This is a genomic window from Yeosuana marina, assembly GCF_011762485.1.
Lineage (GTDB): Bacteria > Bacteroidota > Bacteroidia > Flavobacteriales > Flavobacteriaceae > Yeosuana > Yeosuana marina.
In genome coordinates this window covers 322,222-341,855 of record NZ_JAAKGI010000025.1, presented here as the reverse complement: position 1 = coordinate 341,855, position 19,634 = coordinate 322,222, and the positions used below count along the sequence as shown (strand labels likewise).

General features: G+C 31.3%; 17 protein-coding genes. 9 read left to right on the top strand and 8 right to left on the bottom strand.

The window, feature by feature from the left end:
- Window positions 1-18: 18 nt before the first annotated feature.
- Window positions 19-681: a response regulator gene (locus tag G5V56_RS13920; protein WP_166966061.1), complete on the bottom strand. Its 663-nt coding sequence runs from the start codon at window positions 679-681 to the stop codon at window positions 19-21.
- A 179-nt stretch (window positions 682-860) separates the two neighbouring features.
- Here G5V56_RS13920 and G5V56_RS13915 point away from each other — a divergent pair, with 179 nt between their 5' ends.
- The 5 genes from G5V56_RS13915 to G5V56_RS13895 are packed head-to-tail and all read left to right on the top strand — an operon-like array spanning window position 861 to window position 4,823.
- The gene (locus G5V56_RS13915; RefSeq protein ID WP_166966059.1) at window positions 861-1,091 is read left to right on the top strand and encodes a hypothetical protein; all 231 of its coding nucleotides are present in this window, start codon (window positions 861-863) and stop codon (window positions 1,089-1,091) included.
- 29 nt (window positions 1,092-1,120) lie between these two features.
- The gene (locus tag G5V56_RS13910; protein WP_166966057.1) at window positions 1,121-1,363 is read left to right on the top strand and encodes a hypothetical protein; all 243 of its coding nucleotides are present in this window, start codon (window positions 1,121-1,123) and stop codon (window positions 1,361-1,363) included.
- 50 nt (window positions 1,364-1,413) lie between these two features.
- The gene (locus tag G5V56_RS13905; protein WP_166966054.1) at window positions 1,414-2,049 is read left to right on the top strand and encodes a hypothetical protein; all 636 of its coding nucleotides are present in this window, start codon (window positions 1,414-1,416) and stop codon (window positions 2,047-2,049) included.
- 45 nt (window positions 2,050-2,094) lie between these two features.
- Entirely contained in the window at window positions 2,095-2,637 is a 543-nt protein-coding gene (locus G5V56_RS13900) for a peroxiredoxin family protein (protein ID WP_166966052.1), read from the top strand.
- Window positions 2,634-4,823, top strand: a complete 2,190-nt coding sequence (locus tag G5V56_RS13895; protein ID WP_166966050.1) for a peptidase domain-containing ABC transporter — start codon at window positions 2,634-2,636, stop codon at window positions 4,821-4,823. The genes G5V56_RS13900 and G5V56_RS13895 overlap by 4 nt, the downstream gene beginning before the upstream one ends.
- A gap of 35 nt (window positions 4,824-4,858) precedes the next feature.
- On the opposite strand, the gene G5V56_RS13890 is transcribed toward G5V56_RS13895, so the two are convergent.
- Together G5V56_RS13890 and G5V56_RS13885 are read right to left on the bottom strand one after the other, a co-directional pair.
- The gene (locus G5V56_RS13890) at window positions 4,859-6,043 is read right to left on the bottom strand and encodes a pyridoxal phosphate-dependent aminotransferase (RefSeq protein WP_166966048.1); all 1,185 of its coding nucleotides are present in this window, start codon (window positions 6,041-6,043) and stop codon (window positions 4,859-4,861) included.
- A 24-nt stretch (window positions 6,044-6,067) separates the two neighbouring features.
- Window positions 6,068-7,162, bottom strand: a complete 1,095-nt coding sequence (locus G5V56_RS13885; RefSeq protein WP_166966046.1) for a fatty acid desaturase family protein — start codon at window positions 7,160-7,162, stop codon at window positions 6,068-6,070.
- A gap of 142 nt (window positions 7,163-7,304) precedes the next feature.
- On the opposite strand from G5V56_RS13885, the gene rsmG reads away from it, so the two are divergent.
- The gene (gene rsmG, locus G5V56_RS13880; RefSeq protein ID WP_166966044.1) at window positions 7,305-7,931 is read left to right on the top strand and encodes a 16S rRNA (guanine(527)-N(7))-methyltransferase RsmG; all 627 of its coding nucleotides are present in this window, start codon (window positions 7,305-7,307) and stop codon (window positions 7,929-7,931) included.
- Window positions 7,932-7,940: 9 nt separating this feature from the next.
- Here rsmG and G5V56_RS13875 read toward each other — a convergent pair whose 3' ends face one another.
- The 5 genes from G5V56_RS13875 to G5V56_RS13855 all read right to left on the bottom strand — a co-directional run bounded on the left by G5V56_RS13875 (window position 7,941) and on the right by G5V56_RS13855 (window position 13,360).
- Window positions 7,941-8,894: a tetratricopeptide repeat protein gene (locus G5V56_RS13875; RefSeq protein ID WP_166966042.1), complete on the bottom strand. Its 954-nt coding sequence runs from the start codon at window positions 8,892-8,894 to the stop codon at window positions 7,941-7,943.
- Window positions 8,895-9,044: 150 nt separating this feature from the next.
- Window positions 9,045-10,301, bottom strand: a complete 1,257-nt coding sequence (locus G5V56_RS13870; protein ID WP_166966040.1) for an exo-beta-N-acetylmuramidase NamZ family protein — start codon at window positions 10,299-10,301, stop codon at window positions 9,045-9,047.
- 61 nt (window positions 10,302-10,362) lie between these two features.
- Entirely contained in the window at window positions 10,363-11,316 is a 954-nt protein-coding gene (locus G5V56_RS13865; RefSeq protein ID WP_166966038.1) for an NAD-dependent epimerase/dehydratase family protein, read from the bottom strand.
- 7 nt (window positions 11,317-11,323) lie between these two features.
- The gene (locus G5V56_RS13860) at window positions 11,324-12,550 is read right to left on the bottom strand and encodes an exo-beta-N-acetylmuramidase NamZ family protein (RefSeq protein ID WP_166966036.1); all 1,227 of its coding nucleotides are present in this window, start codon (window positions 12,548-12,550) and stop codon (window positions 11,324-11,326) included.
- A 60-nt stretch (window positions 12,551-12,610) separates the two neighbouring features.
- Window positions 12,611-13,360: a DeoR/GlpR family DNA-binding transcription regulator gene (locus G5V56_RS13855; protein WP_166966034.1), complete on the bottom strand. Its 750-nt coding sequence runs from the start codon at window positions 13,358-13,360 to the stop codon at window positions 12,611-12,613.
- 194 nt (window positions 13,361-13,554) lie between these two features.
- On the opposite strand from G5V56_RS13855, the gene G5V56_RS13850 reads away from it, so the two are divergent.
- The 3 genes from G5V56_RS13850 (at window position 13,555) to G5V56_RS13840 (ending at window position 19,618) form a co-directional block, all read left to right on the top strand.
- Complete coding sequence (locus tag G5V56_RS13850; protein ID WP_166966032.1) at window positions 13,555-16,743, top strand: SusC/RagA family TonB-linked outer membrane protein; 3,189 nt, start codon at window positions 13,555-13,557, stop codon at window positions 16,741-16,743.
- A gap of 11 nt (window positions 16,744-16,754) precedes the next feature.
- Window positions 16,755-18,260: a SusD/RagB family nutrient-binding outer membrane lipoprotein gene (locus G5V56_RS13845; protein WP_166966030.1), complete on the top strand. Its 1,506-nt coding sequence runs from the start codon at window positions 16,755-16,757 to the stop codon at window positions 18,258-18,260.
- A gap of 167 nt (window positions 18,261-18,427) precedes the next feature.
- Window positions 18,428-19,618 (top strand): DUF1343 domain-containing protein, encoded by a 1,191-nt coding sequence (locus G5V56_RS13840; protein ID WP_166966028.1) that lies wholly within the window; start codon window positions 18,428-18,430, stop codon window positions 19,616-19,618.
- Window positions 19,619-19,634: the final 16 nt, after the last annotated feature.

Genomic DNA, 19,634 nt, shown 5'->3' with positions numbered 1-19,634 from the left:
GGTAGTTAAAAATTCAGTTTAAATTATACCAAATTTTTTGGCTTCTTTTATTAAATTTGTATTGGTATTACTTTCAGGGATTAAAAGACTTTTTAATTTGCTTTTTCTTACTTCAATGGTTCTATGTGAAAATGGTACGAATTTACTTATATCTTTTGTTTTTTCACCCATAGATAAATGATACAATATTTGTCTATCAAAATTGTCAATTTTAATACCTTTAAAATTTAGTTTATTGGCATAAAACTCTATAGTTTTGCTTTTAAAATTTTTACTTTTCAAAACTAAATCTACAACATGTTTCAAATCTTTTGTATCAATTTCTGATTTCATAGCAAACCCTTCAGGATTTAAATTATTAACAATATTAGTAATTCTTAAAGAATCAGAAACATTAGTTAGAATAATAATTTTAGTATTTGGTGACGCTTTTCTTATTAAAAGGCCTAAATCTTCTCCATTTAAATAACGATTACTTTTTGAAACAGGAAGTTGTAAGTCCAACAATACTAACTGAAAGGTTTTATTGTGTATATGTGTTATAGCTTCATCACAATTGGTTGCGAAACTTATAATAAAGGAAGTTTTAGTCATGCTCTCTAAAATAATTTTATAAGCATCGGCTATAATACTGCAATCCTCTACGATAAGTAAGTTAATTTGCTTTTTAAGAAATGGCATTTTTGCGGTATTAATTACAAGGAAAGATAAACATTAAATATAAAATTTCTTAGTAAAATTTAAAAAATGTGGTAAAACCACATTACAAATTTAGAAAAATTGGTTTTCTTTGATTAAATAAGGAGTTAACCGAAAATCCTAAAAATAGAGTAGGTGTATAACTTAAAATTTATATTTTTATGGGAACATTAGAATTACAAAAAAAGGATATTGCTTGTAGCACACATGCATTATCTTTTTCAGAAATGGAAGAAATTATTGCAGGAAAAGAATGTGGGCAGTATGTTGTAGATTGTTTAGGAGATGCATATAGCAATCATGGGTGGGTTTCTGTATGGGCAATAGTTCAAAGTGCTTTTATTCCTGAAACAGCTGTAGCATTGGCAGTAGCTTGTTACATAGATTGTTAGTGAGGTGATTTTTTTAAAAACTTAATATTATGAAAAATTTATTAGTCTATTATTTTCAAATTTTATTGCCAATTCCTTTGTTATTTTTAAGTGTTAAAAGTAATAATTCTACCTTATTTATAACCTTATTGGTGTTTTATTATATATATAGAATTTTTACAGACTATTATAGACTACTTAAAAAAGATGTTGTTAAGAAAGAAGCTTTTTTGTTTTTCTTTATACCTATTTGGAGAATAAAATTTTTTAAGGAATTATATTTTGAAAAATAAATTTCTCTAATTCTTTTAAATTCTCTACAAAAACAAAAAATAATAATTGATTGAATAACTTTTTAAGGTTCTTTTTACTTTGTATTGGCACAATTTTAATGATAGAAATTGTTCAGTATAATTTGGATGTTAGGAATATAATTTACAACACTCTAGCTGAACAATTAACTGATAAACAAGTTCAAAGATATTTTGAGTTTCAAGACAATTTACTTTGGGTAAGGTATGCTATTATTTGTATAGTACTTCTTATAAAAACTATTGTAATAGCGGCAATTCTTGATATTGGTATTTTTTTTGCATTCAAAAATAAGCCCATAATTGGTTTTATCCAATTATGGGTTTTTGTGATAAATGCAGAGTTTGTGTTTTTGTTGACAGGTATTTTGAAAATTTGTTGGTTTTTCTTCTTTCAGACTAATTATAAATTAGAGGATATCATTAATTTCTATCCGTTATCTGCTTTAAATATTGTAGGTTATAAAGATTTAAATAATTGGTTTATATATCCTTTACAAACAATTAATTTATTTGAATTAGCTTATTGTCTTATTTTAAGTTATTCTATTTCTAAAGCTATTAAAGTTACAATGGATAAAGGTTTTATTATTGTTGTTAGTAGTTATGGCCTGAGCTTACTGATTTGGGTAGTAGCTGTTATGTTTTTTAATTTGAATATGAATTAATTGGTCTTTTAGCTATTAGAGATTGTTATATAGAGTTGGTAAATTATGAAAAAAATACTCAAAGTAATTATTATTGTATTTATTTTTTCTTTGTTAAGCTATTTAGTTTACAATGTTTATGACAAAATGCAATATAAGAACAATATTGAAAAGAGTTTGCAAATTATTCCAGAATTCAGTTTTAAAACTCTGGAAAATAAAGATTTTACTAAAGCAGATTTAGCTTTAAATATACCTACTATTTTTATTTATTTTAACACTGAGTGTGATTATTGTCAACACGAAGCACAAAATATTAATAAAAATATTGAATTTTTTAAAAATTGCCAAATTCTTTTTGTTTCAACAGAGGATATCAAAAGCATTAAAGAATTTGGAGATAACTATAATCTTTCACTTCATTCTAACATTACTTTTTTATATGATAGCAGTAACACTTTTTCGAATCGCTTTGATGCTACCTCTGTTCCTTACATTCTAGTTTATAATATGAATCAGGAATTAATAAAAAAACATAAAGGGCAGTTAAAAGTAGAAGTGCTTATTAAGCTTCTTGAAAATAAAAGTCATTTTCAACAATATAAATGAAAATTAGTAGAGCTAATCTTTCGCAAAAACAATTAAGAAGAACTTTTGTAATACAACACGACCAAAGCGATTGTGGAGTTGCTTGTTTACTATCCATAATACAATATTACAAGGGTTCAAATTCTTTAGAAAAGTTACGAGAGTTAAGCGGCACCACAAAACAAGGAACCACGCTTTTGGGTTTATTTCAGTCAGCCAATCAAATAGGTTTTACAGCACAAGGTAATAAAGCAGATATACAAGCTTTAATAGAATATAAAGAACCATTAATATTGCATGTGCTTATTGAAGATCGTTTACAACATTATGTGGTTTGTTATGGTTTTGAAAATGGTAAATTTATTATAGGCGACCCTTCAAAAGGCATTTCGTATTACTCAAAAGAAGAATTAGCTACAGTTTGGAAATCAAAAACCTACTTAACTATAAGTCCTAACGAAACTTTTAAAAAGGCAGATACTATAAAGGCAAATAAAAAACAATGGTTTTTAAGTTTGTTAAAAGACGATTATAAATTATTGTCATTTAGTGTGTTTCTTGGTTTTGGTATTGCATTTTTAGGTATGGCCATGGCTATTTTTTCTCAAAAGCTAATTGATGATATTTTACCTTCTAAGGATTTTAATAAACTTATTATGGGAATTATATTAGTTACTTTTTTACTGTTAGTACGAGTGTTATTTACAGCATTGCGTGATTATTTTTTAATTACTCAAACCAAAGATTTCAATAATAGAATCATTGATATTTTTTACACCTCCTTATTACATTTACCAAAACCTTTTTTTGATACTCGTAAAATAGGTGAATTAGTCGCAAGATTAAATGATACTCAGCGTGTTCAACGTGTTATAAGTATGGTTGCAAGTAATGTTATTATTAGTTTTTTGATTACTATTGTATCATTAGCATTTTTATTCTATTATTCTTGGCAAGCTGGTTTAATCGCATCTATAAGTTTGCCTTTTTACTTTCTATTACTCTATAGCTTTAATAAGCGAATTATATCTGCACAAAAGGAAGTGATGCAGGGTTATGCATTTAGCGAAAGTAATTATATAACGTCTATGCAAGGTATAGCAACAATTAAAAATAATAATAGGCAAGCTATTTTTAAAAAAATGAATCAGCTTATTTATGGAAACTATCAAGAGAAGACATTTAATCTTAGTAAAATAAATGTAAGGCTTTCCGTTTTTTCTGGAATTTTTAGTGTTCTATTTTTAATGGGTATTTTGGTGTATACTTCGATTCAAGTTTATAATGAAGTAATTCAATTAGGAGAACTTATGGCAATTTTAGGAATAGCGGGAAGTTTGTTGCCAGCTGTAGCTAGTTTAGCTTTAATTACTATTCCAATAAACGAAGCTAAAGTAGCATTTAATAGAATGTATGAGTTTGCTTCTATGGATAAAGAGCAGTTAGGCGAAAAGGAACTTAAAACCTTTTGGTCTTTAAAAATTGAAAACCTATCCTTTCGTTTTGCTGGAAGAAGTCAATTATTAAAAAATATAAATTTAGAAGTAAATAAAAATGAATGTATTGCTATTGTAGGTGAAAGTGGCTGTGGTAAAAGTACTTTAGGGCAAGTTCTTCAAAAATTTTATCCATTCGAAAAAGGAATGATAATTATCAACAATGAACTTCATTTAAAAGATCTCAATACAGAAGATTGGAGAAGTATTGTTGGTGTAATACCTCAAGATATTACAGTTTTTAATGGTAATATAGTTGATAATGTTTTGCTAGGTAAAGAAGATGATCCAGAAAACATAGTTAAGTTTTGTAAAGATTATGGTTTTGAAAAATTCATATGTGAGTTACCACAAAGATATGCAACTATTTTGGGAGAAGAAGGTGTTAATTTATCTGGAGGACAAAAACAATTACTTGCATTTATGCGTGTTTTGTATAAAAAACCTCAACTTTTATTGTTAGATGAATTTACGTCTGCTATGGACAGAAAAACTGAGCAATTTGTTTTAGATTTATTAATAAAATTAAAGAAAGAAATGAGTATCATTTTTATTTCCCATAGATTACATTCTTTAAAACATTTAGCAGATAGAATTTATATTATTGAAAATGGTAACTCTAATGTTTTTGGAACACACAATCAATTACTTGAAACAGAGAATTTCTACAGTCAATTCTGGAATAATTTATTTTCATTAAAAAGCCACTAACAACAAATGGCTTCTTTAATTTTATAAATCAGAAATTAGCTTAAAGCTTCTTTTATACGTTTAATGGCTTCAATAATTTGTTCTTGAGACGCAGCATAAGAAATTCGAATACAATCAGGATTTCCAAAAGCACCACCATCAACAGTGGCTACTAAAGCTTCTTCTAATAAATACATAGAAAAATCAGAGGCGTTGTTTATGGTTTTACCTCGAAGCGTTTTTCCAAAGAAATGAGAAATATTTGGGAACACGTAAAAAGCTCCTTCTGGAGTATTGGTTTTAAACCCTTCAATCTCATTTAACAAACTTAAAATTAAATCACGACGCACTTTAAACTCGTCAATCATGTATTTAACTTTAGACGGTTCTGCGTTTAAAGCTGTTATGGTTGCACGTTGTGCAATACAGTTAGCTCCACTTGTAATTTGTCCTTGCATTTTATTACAGGCTCTCGCTATTTTTTCTGGACCACCAATATATCCAATACGCCATCCTGTCATTGCAAAGGCTTTTGAAACACCATTAACCGTGATAGTACGATCATACATGTCTTCAAATTGTGCTATACTTTCATGACCTCCAACGTAATTAATGTGTTCGTAAATTTCGTCTGAAACCACATAAATATCTGGATATTTTACTAAAACATCGGCTAAACCTCTTAGTTCTTCTTTACTATAAATTGAACCACTTGGATTGCAAGGCGAACTAAACCAAATCATTTTAGTTTTTGGTGTTATAGCTGCTTCCAATTGTTCAGGAGTCATTTTAAAATCTGTAGCAATCGTTGTTGGTACTTCAACAGGAATTCCTTCATTTAGTTTTACAATATCAGCATAACTTACCCAATATGGACATGGCATAATAACTTCATCACCTTTGTTCACCATAACCGCGGCAACATTAGCTAAAGATTGTTTGGCTCCAGTAGAAACGACTATTTGAGTTGGTGTATAGGTTAAATTATTATCACGTTTAAACTTTGTGATAATGGCTTGTTTTAAATCTGCATAGCCATCAACAGGTGAGTATGAGTTGTAATTGTCATTAATGGCTTGAATTGCTGCATCTTTAATGAAATCGGGCGTGTTAAAATCGGGTTCGCCTAAACTTAACCCAATAATATCTTTTCCTTCAGTTCGTAATTCTCGTGCTTTTGCAGCCATGGCTAGCGTTGCAGAGGTAGCCATATTTAAAATTCTATCAGATAGTAATTGCATGTTGTTTGTAAAAGTATTTTATGGTTAGGCTAAACTAGGTTTTTGCCCTAGTTCTTTTAATTGGTTATAATGTTCAGTAACGGCTTTCCAGAATGTTTTGTATTCATTATACGGTAAGCTAAATTCGCGAGCAGTTTCCTTAACTATTTTAGCTATTTTACTGTAATGAACATGACTAATATTTGAAAATAAATGATGTTCAACTTGTCTGTTTAAACCACCTGTATAAAATTCAACAATCCAGCTTTCAGGTGAAAAATTTGAAGTAGTAAACAATTGATGAATAGCCCAAGTGTTTTTCATATTACCATCTTCATCTGGTACAGGCATTTCCGTATTAGGCATCACGTGTGCTAATTGAAAAATGACACTTAAAATAATTCCTGCCGTGTAGTGCATAATAAAGAAACCAATTAAAACCTCCCACCATGCAAATCCTAAAGACAATGGTAATACAATCCAAACGGAATAATAAATTATTTTTCCAATAATCAATTTAGTCCATTGTGTTGCTGGATTTGGAAATTTACCATAAGATAGCTTTCTCTTTAGGTATTGATACGTTTGAATAAAATCGGTAGTAATGGCCCAATTAGCCGTTAATAACCCATATAAAAAGAAGGCATAATATTTTTGATACTGATGAATTTTAAGCCATTTAGTATGCTTAGAAAATCTAATAATTCTACCAGCATCAATATCCTCATCGTGTCCTTGTATATTGGTATAGGTATGATGTAACACATTATGCTGTACTTTCCAATTATAATCGTTTCCAGCCAAGATGTATATACTACTGCCCATTAATTTGTTAATCCATTTTTTACTTGAAAAAGAGCCATGGTTTGCATCATGCATTACATTCATTCCAACGCCGGCCATTCCAATGCCGACAATAACCATAAATAGAATTTGTGTCCAAACAGGTAAATCTACAGTTAAAACCAAGACAACTGGAACAATAAATAAGGTAAACATTATAATTGTTTTAATATATAATTTCCAGTTACCTGTACGTTTAATATTATTCTCTTTAAAGTAATCGTTAACTCGTTTGTTGAGTGTTTTAAAAAATTTTGCTGAGTCCGTTCTAGAAAAGGATAGAGCTTGTTTTGTCATGCTATTAATTTAAAAGGTATTGTTAAATTTATTCGATTTATAATACACTTGGCAAAGATAACTATAAACCAAGTGAAGTAATAACGTTTTTTTGTAAAAATATGGATATAAAAACTATATTTTTGTTGAAAATTTAACACAAATGGAGCTGATTTTAAAATATTTCCCAAATATTACGGAAGATCAAATTTTAAAATTTAAAAAATTAGAATCTCTTTATCAAGATTGGAATTTAAAAATAAATGTTGTGTCTAGAAAGGATATCGATGAATTATATCTGCGCCATGTGTTGCATTCTCTAGGTATAGCAAAGGTAATAACTTTTAAGGAAGGTTCCAAGTTATTGGATGTTGGCACTGGTGGTGGATTTCCTGGTATTCCTTTGGCAATCCTATTCCCAAATTGCTCATTTCATTTAGTTGATAGTATTGCTAAAAAACTGAAAGTAGTTGATGAGGTTGTTGAAGGTTTAGGGCTAACCAATGTTAAAACAACCCATAGTCGCGTTGAAGAGATTCAGGGGACTTATGATTTTATAATTAGCAGAGCGGTTGCCGCTATGCCCACCTTTGTGCATTGGACTAAAGGAAAAATTGCCAAAAAGCAAAACCACTCGCTAAAAAATGGTATCTTATATTTAAAAGGAGGTGATTTGTCAGAGGAACTTAAAGATTATAAAACAACTACTATTTATAATTTAAGTGATTATTTTAATGAAGATTTTTTTGAAACTAAAAAAGTGGTGCATTTGCCTATAAAATATAAATAATCAAATTCTCTATAAATTATTTAAGGTTTCAAAATCTTTTTTGAGTGCATATTGTTGCTTTTGAAACCAATAGGTGTCTTTAAAAAGATTTATGCCGTCATCTTCATCTAAAGCAGATTCTTTAAGCAGGTTTTTAGCCTTTTGAAAGTACAGTTTTGTGTTGGGAAGATCTTTTAAATGATAATACGTTAATGCAAGTCCAATGGCGGCATCAATATCTGTAGCATCATATTTGTAAACTTGTGAAAAATAATTTAATGCTTGGTCAAATTCACCTAAAAAATAATAAGAGACCGCTGTAAAAAAGAAGGCAGGTACATTGGTGTTATCTAAAGACGCAGACATGGTAAAATCTTCATTGGCATTTTTATAGTAGTTTATTCCCATATAAAACTGACCACGAGCATAAAAAGTTTGGGTGTCAGGACTATTTAAAACAGCTGAAGTATAGCTTAGTAAAGCATTTTTAAAATCATCAAGAGCCTCATAAGATTGGCCCAGAAGCATAAGAATATTTGGCGTTTTAGGATTCATTTTTTTTAAGTCTAAAATAGCACCTTCATAATCTTCTAGATTAAACTTAGTGACGGCCAAACTGTATTTGGCTTGAATAAAGCTGGTATCTAGTTCTATCGCTTTTTCAAAATCTTCTTTGGCTCCAAAATAATCCATCAAACTGTATTTTGAATTACCTCTATTAAAGTAGACGTCTGCACTCGGACTAAAAAAAATCACCTTAGTATAATCCATTATAGCACCATTGTGATCTCCTATATTGTCTCTAGTCACACCTCTGTAAAAATAAGCATCAAGATTTTCTGGCTCTAATTTAATGGCTTCAGAAAAAAGGCTGATTTTCTCTTGAGGGTCTGTGGCTCTTTGACCTTTTCGTATGAATTTATTAGCTTGAGTAAAGCCAAATAAGGGTAGCAAAATTAGGACAAGAATAGTAAGTTTTTTCATTATAACCAGTGGGTTAAAAAATCTATGTTGCTTGAAATAAACAGTTGAATCATCAACATCTAAATTAAGCAATATTATTTAACCTCAAAATAGTTTTTTTAATAATGATTTTAAAATATTGGTAGATGATTGGTGTTTTAAGAAAAGTTTTTAATTCTCAGGATATATGAGATATTTTGCTCTTGTTTTGTTGAATTTAGTTAAATCTTTTTGCCAAGAAGCTCTTATTTCTTCCATGCTTAGCCCTTGTTCAATTTGTTGTTTAAGCAAGATGTTTCCTGCTAGTTTGTTGAAAGCTTTATCTCTAAAAAAGTCAGTTTTCATCGTTGTTGAGCGATAAGCATCTATGAGCCAACTAAAATTTATACTTTGTAGGTTGTCTGCTTCTGATAAATCCAGTCCATAACATTTTTCATTTTCATGTTTTGGGTTTTTTGAACCGAAATTTGGTTTAGGTACAAACGAAAAGTTATAGATATTACTAGGGAGATAAGGCGATCCAAATATTTGAAATTGCATTTCTGTACCTCTTCCACAACTAACGTTGGTTCCTTCGAAAAGGCATAAACTTGGATATAAGTTTATTGATTTATCATTGGGAAGATTAGGGGAAGGCCTTAACGGTAAGCTATATGTGGACTTATGTGTGTAATTTTTTAATCGGATTACTTTAAGGTTGCATTGAATACCATTATTTAGCCATTTTTCGCCATTTGTCATTAAAGCATATTCGCCAATGGTCATTCCATATACTATTGGTATGGGGCCGAGTCCAGCATAACTTTTTGTGTTTTCTTCTAAAACAGGCCCATCAACGTAATGACCATTTGGGTTTGGTCTATCTAAAACAATAAGAGGGATGTTATTTTCGGCACAGGCTTCCATAACATTATGAAGTGTTGATATATAGGTGTAAAACCGTACTCCAACATCTTGGATGTCAAACACAATAGCGTCGATGTTATTTAATTGTTCAGGCGTCGGTTTTCTGTAATTATATATTTGTTTTTTTGTTGGATTTTTATTTTCCCCATACAGCGATATTATTTGTAATCCTGTTTTAGAATCTATGGTATCGGTTAAATCTTCTCCTGCATCAGCTGTCCCTCTAAAACCGTGTTCTGGTGCAAAAACTTTTGTGATATGAATCCCCAGTGATAATAAAGAATCAACCAGATGGGTATAACGTGCGGTGTCGTTTTTAAAAATAACAGACGTGTTGTTTGCTACAACAGCTATGTTTTTACCTTTTAAAAGGTTTATATAGTTTTCCGTTTGATTAGCTCCAACAACAATGTTCTTCTTTTCTTTTATAGATAAATCTTTTTTGTCTTTATTTGGTGTAAAGCAACTAAGGGTTAATAATAACAATATTAACGATGAAATAAGGGTAATACGCTTTATCATTTCTTAATATTTTATTAGGATTATTTTTTTAAAAAGCTTCTGATATTAATTGATATTATTGTCATATTAATATGTTTTCTTTAGCAAAATAGTACTTAATTGACTCTTGTACAGCTTGCAGCGAACTATATCTTGGATTGTAATTCAGTAATTTCTTTGCTTTTACAATACTGCCATTAGGGCTATGGCTAATGTGATCCCATGTTAATTCAGCATCTTTTTTGCTAACTATTTTTTTCCATTCATTATATGGTAAAAAGCTAAGCTTAGTTTCTTGTCCAAACCATTTAGCCATGGCATTAGCATACCCTCTTAAAGTAATTGCTTGTTCTGAGACAACATGAAAACTTTCTCCTATTGAATTTTGCCTGTTTTCAATACTATTAACGAATGCCTGCGCAACATCATCTGCATGTACATGATGGACAGTTTCCATTCCAAGATTTGGTAAAATTATTTCTTTGCCTTTAGCTAATTTTATAAATGTTTCTGGATTTTGGTTGCCTACGGGATTAATGGGTAGCCAACCAGGTCCAGTAATATGTCCGGGATGTAATATAGTAACTGGAAATCCTTTTTGTTGGGACATTGAAATTAAATATGATTCAATATTCGCTTTATTAATACCATATTCACCGAAAGGGCTGCGCTCTTGACTTTCATATGTAGGGACTTGAGAGCTATGTCCATGTACCCACATAGAGCCGCAGTGTATAAAATGTTGAATATTTCCTGCAAGAGCTTTTACAAGCATGGATGCACTTTCTGGTGTAAAACAAATGAGGTCTATTAATATGTCGGCTTTTAAGTCTTTAATTTGCGAGCCAAAGATACCTTGTCGTTCTGCTTTGTTTCTATCAATAGCCATTTGTTTCACAAATTTCCATACGGGAAGCATGTCATATGGCTGTCTCTTTTTCCGACTTATACAGACAACTTCGTGTCCCTTCATTACTAAACGAGGAATCAAATAAGTGCCAATGTGTCCAGTTCCACCTATGATTACGATTTTCATTATGTCATCATGGGTACATTAAATACTTTTTTCTTATTGTTTTAAAAGCTTCTAAATCTTTTTGCCAAGATGCTCTTATTTCTTCCATGGTTAGCCCTTGTTCAATTTGATTTTTAAGTTTTTCTGAACCAGCTAGTTTGTTAAAAAATTTATTAAAGAATACATCTTTCTGAGACGTTGCATGATATGCGTCAATAAGCCAAGAAAAATTTAAATGGTCTAAATCCTTAGTCTTAGACAAGTCTAAACCATAACATTCCTGTCCCATGTGTTTTGGTTTTTTTGATCCAAAATTAGGTTCAGGAGTAAAGGTGAATTTATATGAGTCTTTTGGTAAACTTGGAGAACCAAATATTTGAAATTGCATTTCGGTACCTCTTCCACAACTAACGTTAGTTCCTTCAAACAGGCATAAACTAGGATATAGATTTATAGATTTATCATTAGGAAGATTAGGTGAGGGTCTTAATGGTAGGCTATAAGTGGAGTTATGTGTGTAATTTTTTAGAGGAATTACGGTAAGATCACAATGAATACCATTGTCTAACCATTTTTCGCCGTTTATCATTTTAGCATATTCGCCAATAGTCATCCCATAAGCTATTGGAACAGGATGCATTCCTACAAAACTTTTAAAGTCACTTTCTACAATAGGGCCATCAACATAATGACCGTTTGGGTTTGGTCTGTCTAAAACAATGACTGGAATTCCGTTTTCCGCACAAGCTTCCATAACATAATGTAAAGTAGATATATAAGTGTAAAACCTTACACCGACATCTTGAATATCAAAAACTACCATATTAACGTTTTTTAAAACTTCAGATGATGGTTTTTCGTTTGCTCCGTATAATGAATATACAGGTAATTTAGTTTTACTGTCTATTGAATTGGTAACAACTTCGCCTGCATCGGCCTTTCCCCTAAAGCCATGTTCTGGTGCAAAAACCTTAGTAATATTAATGTGTAATGTTAACAAAGAGTCAACTAAGTGTTCGTATTTAGATGAGTCATTTTTAAAAATGACTGAGGTGTTATTGGCAACAACTGCAACATTTTTATTTTTTAATAAACCTAAATATGCTTCAGTTTCATTGGCTCCAACAATAATGTTTTTATGTTCATTTAAGGCTGGTTTTTGAGTTTTATTTTTTTTCTGACAGCTTACCGAAATGGACATTAAAAATAATAATGAAAGAAGGAAACTACTTTTAAAAATTTTTTTGTGTATCATTTTTTTTGTTTTTTAAACGAAGTACTTTAATAATAAACGGTCCTTCGTTGAGTTGTTATATTATAATAAGTTTACACCTGCAGAAATATAGTCTTTAAGTTTTGGATCATCTGAATTTAAATCAGTTACTACGGTGTCAATCTCGTTAAGATTACAAACATCATAATTATGTCTTAAGTTTAATTTGTTTGAGGTAGCTAAATAAACAATATGTTCGGCGGCATTTATCATCGCTTTTTTTATTAGGGACACTTCATAACCCTCGTCTGTAATACCTTGTTCTAAACTTAAGCCACTAACCCCCATAAAACAAATATTCACTCTAATATTAGATAAATATTGAATAACGTCAATACCAGTGGTAACCATAGAACTTCTGTGTATTTTGCCTCCAATAAAAATAGTTTCAATTAAAGGATGTTCGGTTAATTGCATAGCTATAGGTAGGCTGTAAGTATATACAGTTGCTTTTAAATCTTTTGGAAGTAATTTAGCGAGCATTAAATTAGTGGTTCCTCCACTAATAATAATAACCATACCATCTTCAATTAAAGAAATAGCTTTTTGTGCAATACTAATTTTATTTTCTCTATTATATATAACGTCCTCGTTATAATGATAGAGTTTCTGAATAGTTGAAATAGCGCCTCCGTGTACTTTAGTAATTAAACCTTTAGCATCTAGCTGTTTAATATCTCTTCGTATAGTGTCTTCAGAAACGTTTAATTTTTCAGATAGAAAACTTGAGCTAACTTTTCTGTTAATGCTTACTTCGTCAATTACTTTTTGTTGTCGCTCCTTCTTTTTCATAAAGTTGATTTAATCAAAAATAAGATTTTATTGCTTATAAACATAATTTTTTTTCTGTAAAATGCATTTTTATGCGGTTTTTATACCTAAAAATAAGCAAATAAAAATAAAACAAGCAATATTATTGCAAAAAAATGCGTGTTTTAATTTATTTTTTATATTTTTATCTCAAATAACTTAAACACTATACTCGTATGAAAAATTATTATTGTCAATTAATCACCTTTATGGTGTTGTTTTTTGCTCAAAGTTCTTTTGCGCAATCAGTCACTATATCGGGTGTTGTTACAGAAAAAGGAACGGATATGCCTTTAATAGGTGTAAATGTGACTATTGAAGGTACATCAAAAGGGGCTGTTACAGACTTTGATGGTAACTATTCTATTCAGGCTGATGATGTTAAAGATAAGTCTCTTGTCTTCAGTTTTCTTGGTTTTAAAACCGTTTCAGTTGTACTGAAAGGAGGAAATCAAGTTGTCAATCTTGCCTTAGAAGAGGATGCAACCAGCTTAGATGAAGTGGTTGTAACGGCCTTAGGAATTAAAAGAGAAGCTAAGGCTTTGGGATATTCATTAACTGAAGTTAATGGTGATGAGATGTCCCAGGTTAAAACAACAAGCGCTGTTAATTCATTGCAAGGACGAGTAGCAGGGGTGAACATTTCTACAAGTAGTTCAGGTGCAGCTGGTTCAAGCAGGGTCATTATTCGTGGTGCAAGTTCATTGACAGGTAATAATCAGCCTCTTTACGTAGTTGATGGTATTCCTATTATTAACAATACCAATGGTTCTGTTGTGGGGCCTACAAATGATGGGACCGGAGATGGTGGAGACGATATTTCGACTATCAATCCAGATGATATTGAATCTGTATCCATATTAAAAGGAAGTTCGGCAGCAGCCCTTTATGGGTCTTTAGCTTCTAATGGAGTTATTATGATAACTACAAAATCGGGCAAAGGTAAAGAAGGTTTTGGTGTAGAATATTCTAGTTCTTATACATTTGATAAAATTAATACTGACCTTCAAGATTTTCAAACTACATATGGACAAGGGCGCAATGGGTTAAAACCAGGATACGAATATGATTCTGGAGGGAATCCTGTAGAGATAGCCGATACAGAAAGTGCAATTAGTGATGCTTTTAATAGTACACTGCAATCTTGGGGAGCTCTAATGGATGGATCTTCTGTTTATAACTGGGATGGTGTTAAAAGACCATATTCTTATACTGGAAATAACTTAGATAAATTTTATAAAACAGGAACTACTGCTGTTAATTCTGTAGCAGTATCTAAAGGAGCAGATGGTTATAATTACCGTTTATCTTTTTCTAATTTAGAAAATAAAGATATATTCCCAAAATCTACAATAGGCAGAAAGTCATTTGCAATAAATGCTTTGGCAAAAATAAATCCTAAGTTAACATCAACTATCAATGCAAAGTATGTTATAGAAAAGACGCATAACCGCATTAATATTGGAGATACTCCAGGAAATGCAAATGCAACGGCATACAGATTGCCAAGCAGTTTGAATATTTATGATTTAAAACCTGGGTCTAATGATGAAGGAACCGAGCTTTTATTCCAACCAAGTCAATTTAACACAAATCCTTACTGGGTAGTTAACGATTTTAATAATGACGATAAGAGAAATAGATTGACAGCATCAACCACATTACGATACGATATAACAGATTGGTTGTATGCTACAGGTAGAGCTGGTTATGATACCTATGATTTATCTAGAAGAAGAGTAACGCCTTATGGAACTGCATATCGCCCTGCAGGTGAATTTTCTCAAAGTAAGTCTACTTATTCATCATTTGATGCCGATTTTATGCTTGGTGTAGAAAAAGCTATAACAGACAAAATTTCTACGAATACTATAATTGGTGCCAACACCAGATCCAATACATTCGAATCGCTTAGTGCAACAGGTAGAGGGTTCATTGTAATAGGCTTAGAAGACATTAATAATACTACTTTACCAGAACCAAGAAATAGTTATTTTAAAACAAAAACAAATTCATTATATGGTTCGGTTGAGGTTGACTATAACCAATTCTTTTATCTAACCTTTACAGGAAGAAACGACTGGTTCTCAACATTGTCTTTCCCTGGTAAAACAACACCAAACAATGATTTTTACTGGTCGTTAAGTGGAAGTTTATTGTTAAGCCAAGCTTTTGAACTGCCTAAAGCTATTAATTATGCCAAATTAAGAGCTAGTTATGCACAAGTAGCTGGTGGTGCTCAAGATGCTTATGCATTAAATTTAGACTATGCAGTTACTGGATCATTTCAAGGACAATCCTATGGACAGTTAAATGCTAATACTATTCCTAATCCAAATTTAACGCCATTTCAAAAAAATGAATATGAAATTGGACTTGAAGGCAGATTTTTAAATAATCGGTTAAATCTTGATATGGCATATTATTCAAACAGCACAACAAATGATATAGTTAATGCTGCAGCTTCACTACCATCGGGCTATACGTCATCAATATTGAATATTGGTGAATTGCAAAACAAAGGGATTGAATTATTGATTGGTGGTACGCCAATCAAAAATGAAAAATTCTCTTGGAATACGTCATTTAATTTAGGATTTAACGATAGTAAAATTATAGCTACTGATGATCAAGATACGCCTATTAATGTTGATGGAAGTCAAAGTCGAGACAGAACTGCGATTATCTCCCACATAGTTGGCGAACATTATGGTGTAATTTGGGGATCGTCTTATAAAAGAGATGAAAACGGAAATATATTGTATGATTTATCAAGTTCAGTTCCAAAACCTATTCAAGGAGAAAACAAGATATTAGGACAAGGTGTTGCGCCATACACTATGGGATTTTCCAATACGTTCAAATATAAAAACGTAGCGTTAAGTTTTTTAATAGATGCAAAATTTGGCGGATCAGTATATTCAGGTACAAACCACGATATGACGGTTTCTGGATTAACCAAAAAAACGTTGGAAGGACGTGATTCAGGTTTAGTTGTAACAGGAATTGATAATGCAACAGGACAACCCTTTACAACAACAGTTTCACCATCAAGCATAGGAAATTATTGGGGTGTAATAGGAGCAGAAACTACAGGAATAGCAGAAGAATTTGTTTATAGTACAGATTTTATAAAGTTTAGAGAGTTAAGCTTATCGTATAATTTACCAAAAAATATTTTAGAAAATATTTTCATTAGTGATTTAAGAATCTCTTTAATTGGTAGAAACTTATTCTTTATATCCAAAAAGATTGACAATGTTGACCCAGAAGCAGCTCTAAATAATCTTAATTCACAAGGAATTGAGAGATTTGGACCTCCATCAACTAGAAGCTATGGTTTTTCTGTAAATGTTAAATTTTAAAAAAATTGAAAATGAAAAAAATACTTATTTTACTATCAATAGCATTAATATTAGGATCTTGTGATAATGGCTTTGAGGAAATTAATGTAAACCCTACAAAACCAACACAACTGGACCCATCAACAAAATTGACGTATGTTCAATTATATACAGCAGGAAGTGGTTATGCTTCATATTTGTTTTGGAATGTGATTCATTTAATGCAAAATGTTCAACAATTAAATGAAACCTCTTATGGTAACGCTTTCTTGTATCAAACGAATAATACGCATTGGCTGTTTGAAGAACAATTTAAAACTACAGTTAAAAATATTGTGGATTTAGAGACACAACTAGAAACAAGTGAAGACCCAACCGCAGCTGTAGACTTGGCTATAGCTAGAGTGCAAAAGGTTCTTATTTTTAGCAGAATAACCGATGTTTATGGAGATATCCCTTATAGTGAAGCTGGCAAAGGGTTCTTAGAAGGAATTCGTTTTCCTAAATACGATAAGCAAAGTGATATATATGCCGATATGTTGGCAACCTTAGAAAGCGCTGCAGCAACATTAAGTTCAGGAGGGGCTAGCTCTTATGGTTCTGCAGATTTATTATTTGCTGGGGATACTGCAAAATGGGAAAAATTTGCCAATTCATTAATGTTGCGTTTGGCAATGCGTATGGTAAAGGTAGATAATGCTGGAGCACAAGCATGGGCAACTAAAGCTATTTCTGGTGGTGTTATGACGAGTAATGATGATATTGCCTATGTGCAATATGAAAACAATGCAAATGATGGAGGTCCCAATGTAAATCCACTTACAAAATGTTTTACATCAAGATCAGCAAATCAAAATAAAATTTCTAAAACCTTTATGGATTTCATGAAAGATAGAAATGATCCTCGTGTTTCTGTTTTATGTTCTACTACTGCTGGAGAAACAGACTTTGCATTACAATCTGGTCAAGATATAAACGACTTTACCCAAAGTTCTGCAAACTCTAAACCAAATGTCAATATTTTTGGAGGAGCATTAAGTGATGGGTCTAGAATTATTATTTATGACGCTCCTTTTTTCTACCAGACCTATGCTGAAGTAGAATTCATGTTGGCAGAAGCTGCCGAACGTTGGGGATTAGCAGGTGGTGATGTAGAAGCTCATTATAATGCAGGTGTTACTGCTGCTATGCAATATTTATCAATGTATGGTCATGGTGTAAATATTACCCAAACACAAATTGACGATTATTTAACGGCTAACCCGTTTGTTCCTGCAGAAGCATTAAAAATGATAAATGAACAATATTGGGTTGCAACTTTTGGAAATGCTAATGAAACCTTTGCAAACTGGAGACGTTCTGGATATCCTGTATTGATACCAGCAGATCTTGCAGATGTTTATACAGGTGGAGAAATACCAAGAAGATTGAATTACCCAGGATCTGAAAAATTGAATAATCCTGACAATGTAGAAGAAGCCATTTCTAGACAGGGAGGAGATCTTTTAACTACAAGAATGTGGTGGGATGCAAATTAATAAAAAGATATAAGTAATTATAGGGTGAAGTTTTTCACCCTATAATATAATAGTTAATTGTTTAGTTTAATTAAGTTGAGTTAGTTTTTTTTGAGGTAAGAGGAACAAAAACAAGTACTCTTACCTCAAATTTTTAACTTTTTGTTTTTAAATTTAAAGAGTTTATTTTGAGAAAAGTAAGTACAGGTCTAGATGTGTTGGTCAAGGATGTTAATCTACAAGAGGCATTTAACGGGAATATTGGTCTATTGTGCCATAATGCATCGGTTGATTCTGCCTGTGTCCATGCTACATTAAGATTTAAAGAACTATTTGGGGATAGGTTTATGAAACTATTTGGTCCGCAACATGGTTTTACTACAGATGCTCAAGATAATATGATAGAAACCAATCACTATAAGCATCCGTATTTTAAGATGCCGGTATATTCACTGTATTCTGAAACACGCATTCCAACAGATGAAATGTTAGAAGGTATTGATCATTTATTTGTCGATTTACAAGATGTTGGGTGTAGAATGTATACCTATATTTATACGCTTACTCTTTTGTTAGAGAAATGCAGTAATAAAGCTATCGAAATAATTGTTTTAGATCGTCCTAATCCTATAAATGGAATTGATATAGAAGGAAATGTATTGGATTTAGAATTTAAATCTTTTATAGGAAGACATGCTATTCCTGTGCGTCATGGAATGACTATAGGAGAAGTAGCATTAATGCATCAAAAATTTTGGGTTAAAGATAAAGCTAATTTAAGAGTCATTAAAATGCAACATTGGGAACGATATATGTGTTTTCAAGATACTAAGTTGCCATGGCTGCTACCATCTCCAAACCTTGCTAGAGCAGAAAGTACTTTTACATTTCCTGCCACTGTTTTATTTGAAGGAACTATTTTAAGTGAAGGTCGCGGCACTTCTCAACCTTTAGAAATTATTGGTCATCCAAAAATAGAGCCTTTTTCTTTTTATGAAAACTATTTATCTGAAGCCATAAAAAAATCAAAATTAGAAGGGTTTAAGTTGAGACCTATTACATTTCTTCCAACGTTTCATAAACAAGCTGACAAAGTTTGCGGTGGTATTCAAATTCATGTAACTGATAAGTCAACGTATAAACCTTGGCGTGTGGGTCAATTGTTGATGCGCGAATTATATCATTATTTAGAAAAAGATTTTGATTGGATACAACCTCCTTATGAGTATAATTATGATCAAATGCCAATTGATATTATTAATGGAACAGATAAGTTGAGACGATGGGTAGTAAATAATGACTCTGTAGAAATGTTAAATGATTTTGAAAATTTAAGCGATTACAAATTACAACTTGATGATATAAAAATTTATTTATGAAAAAATAGATAAAGTC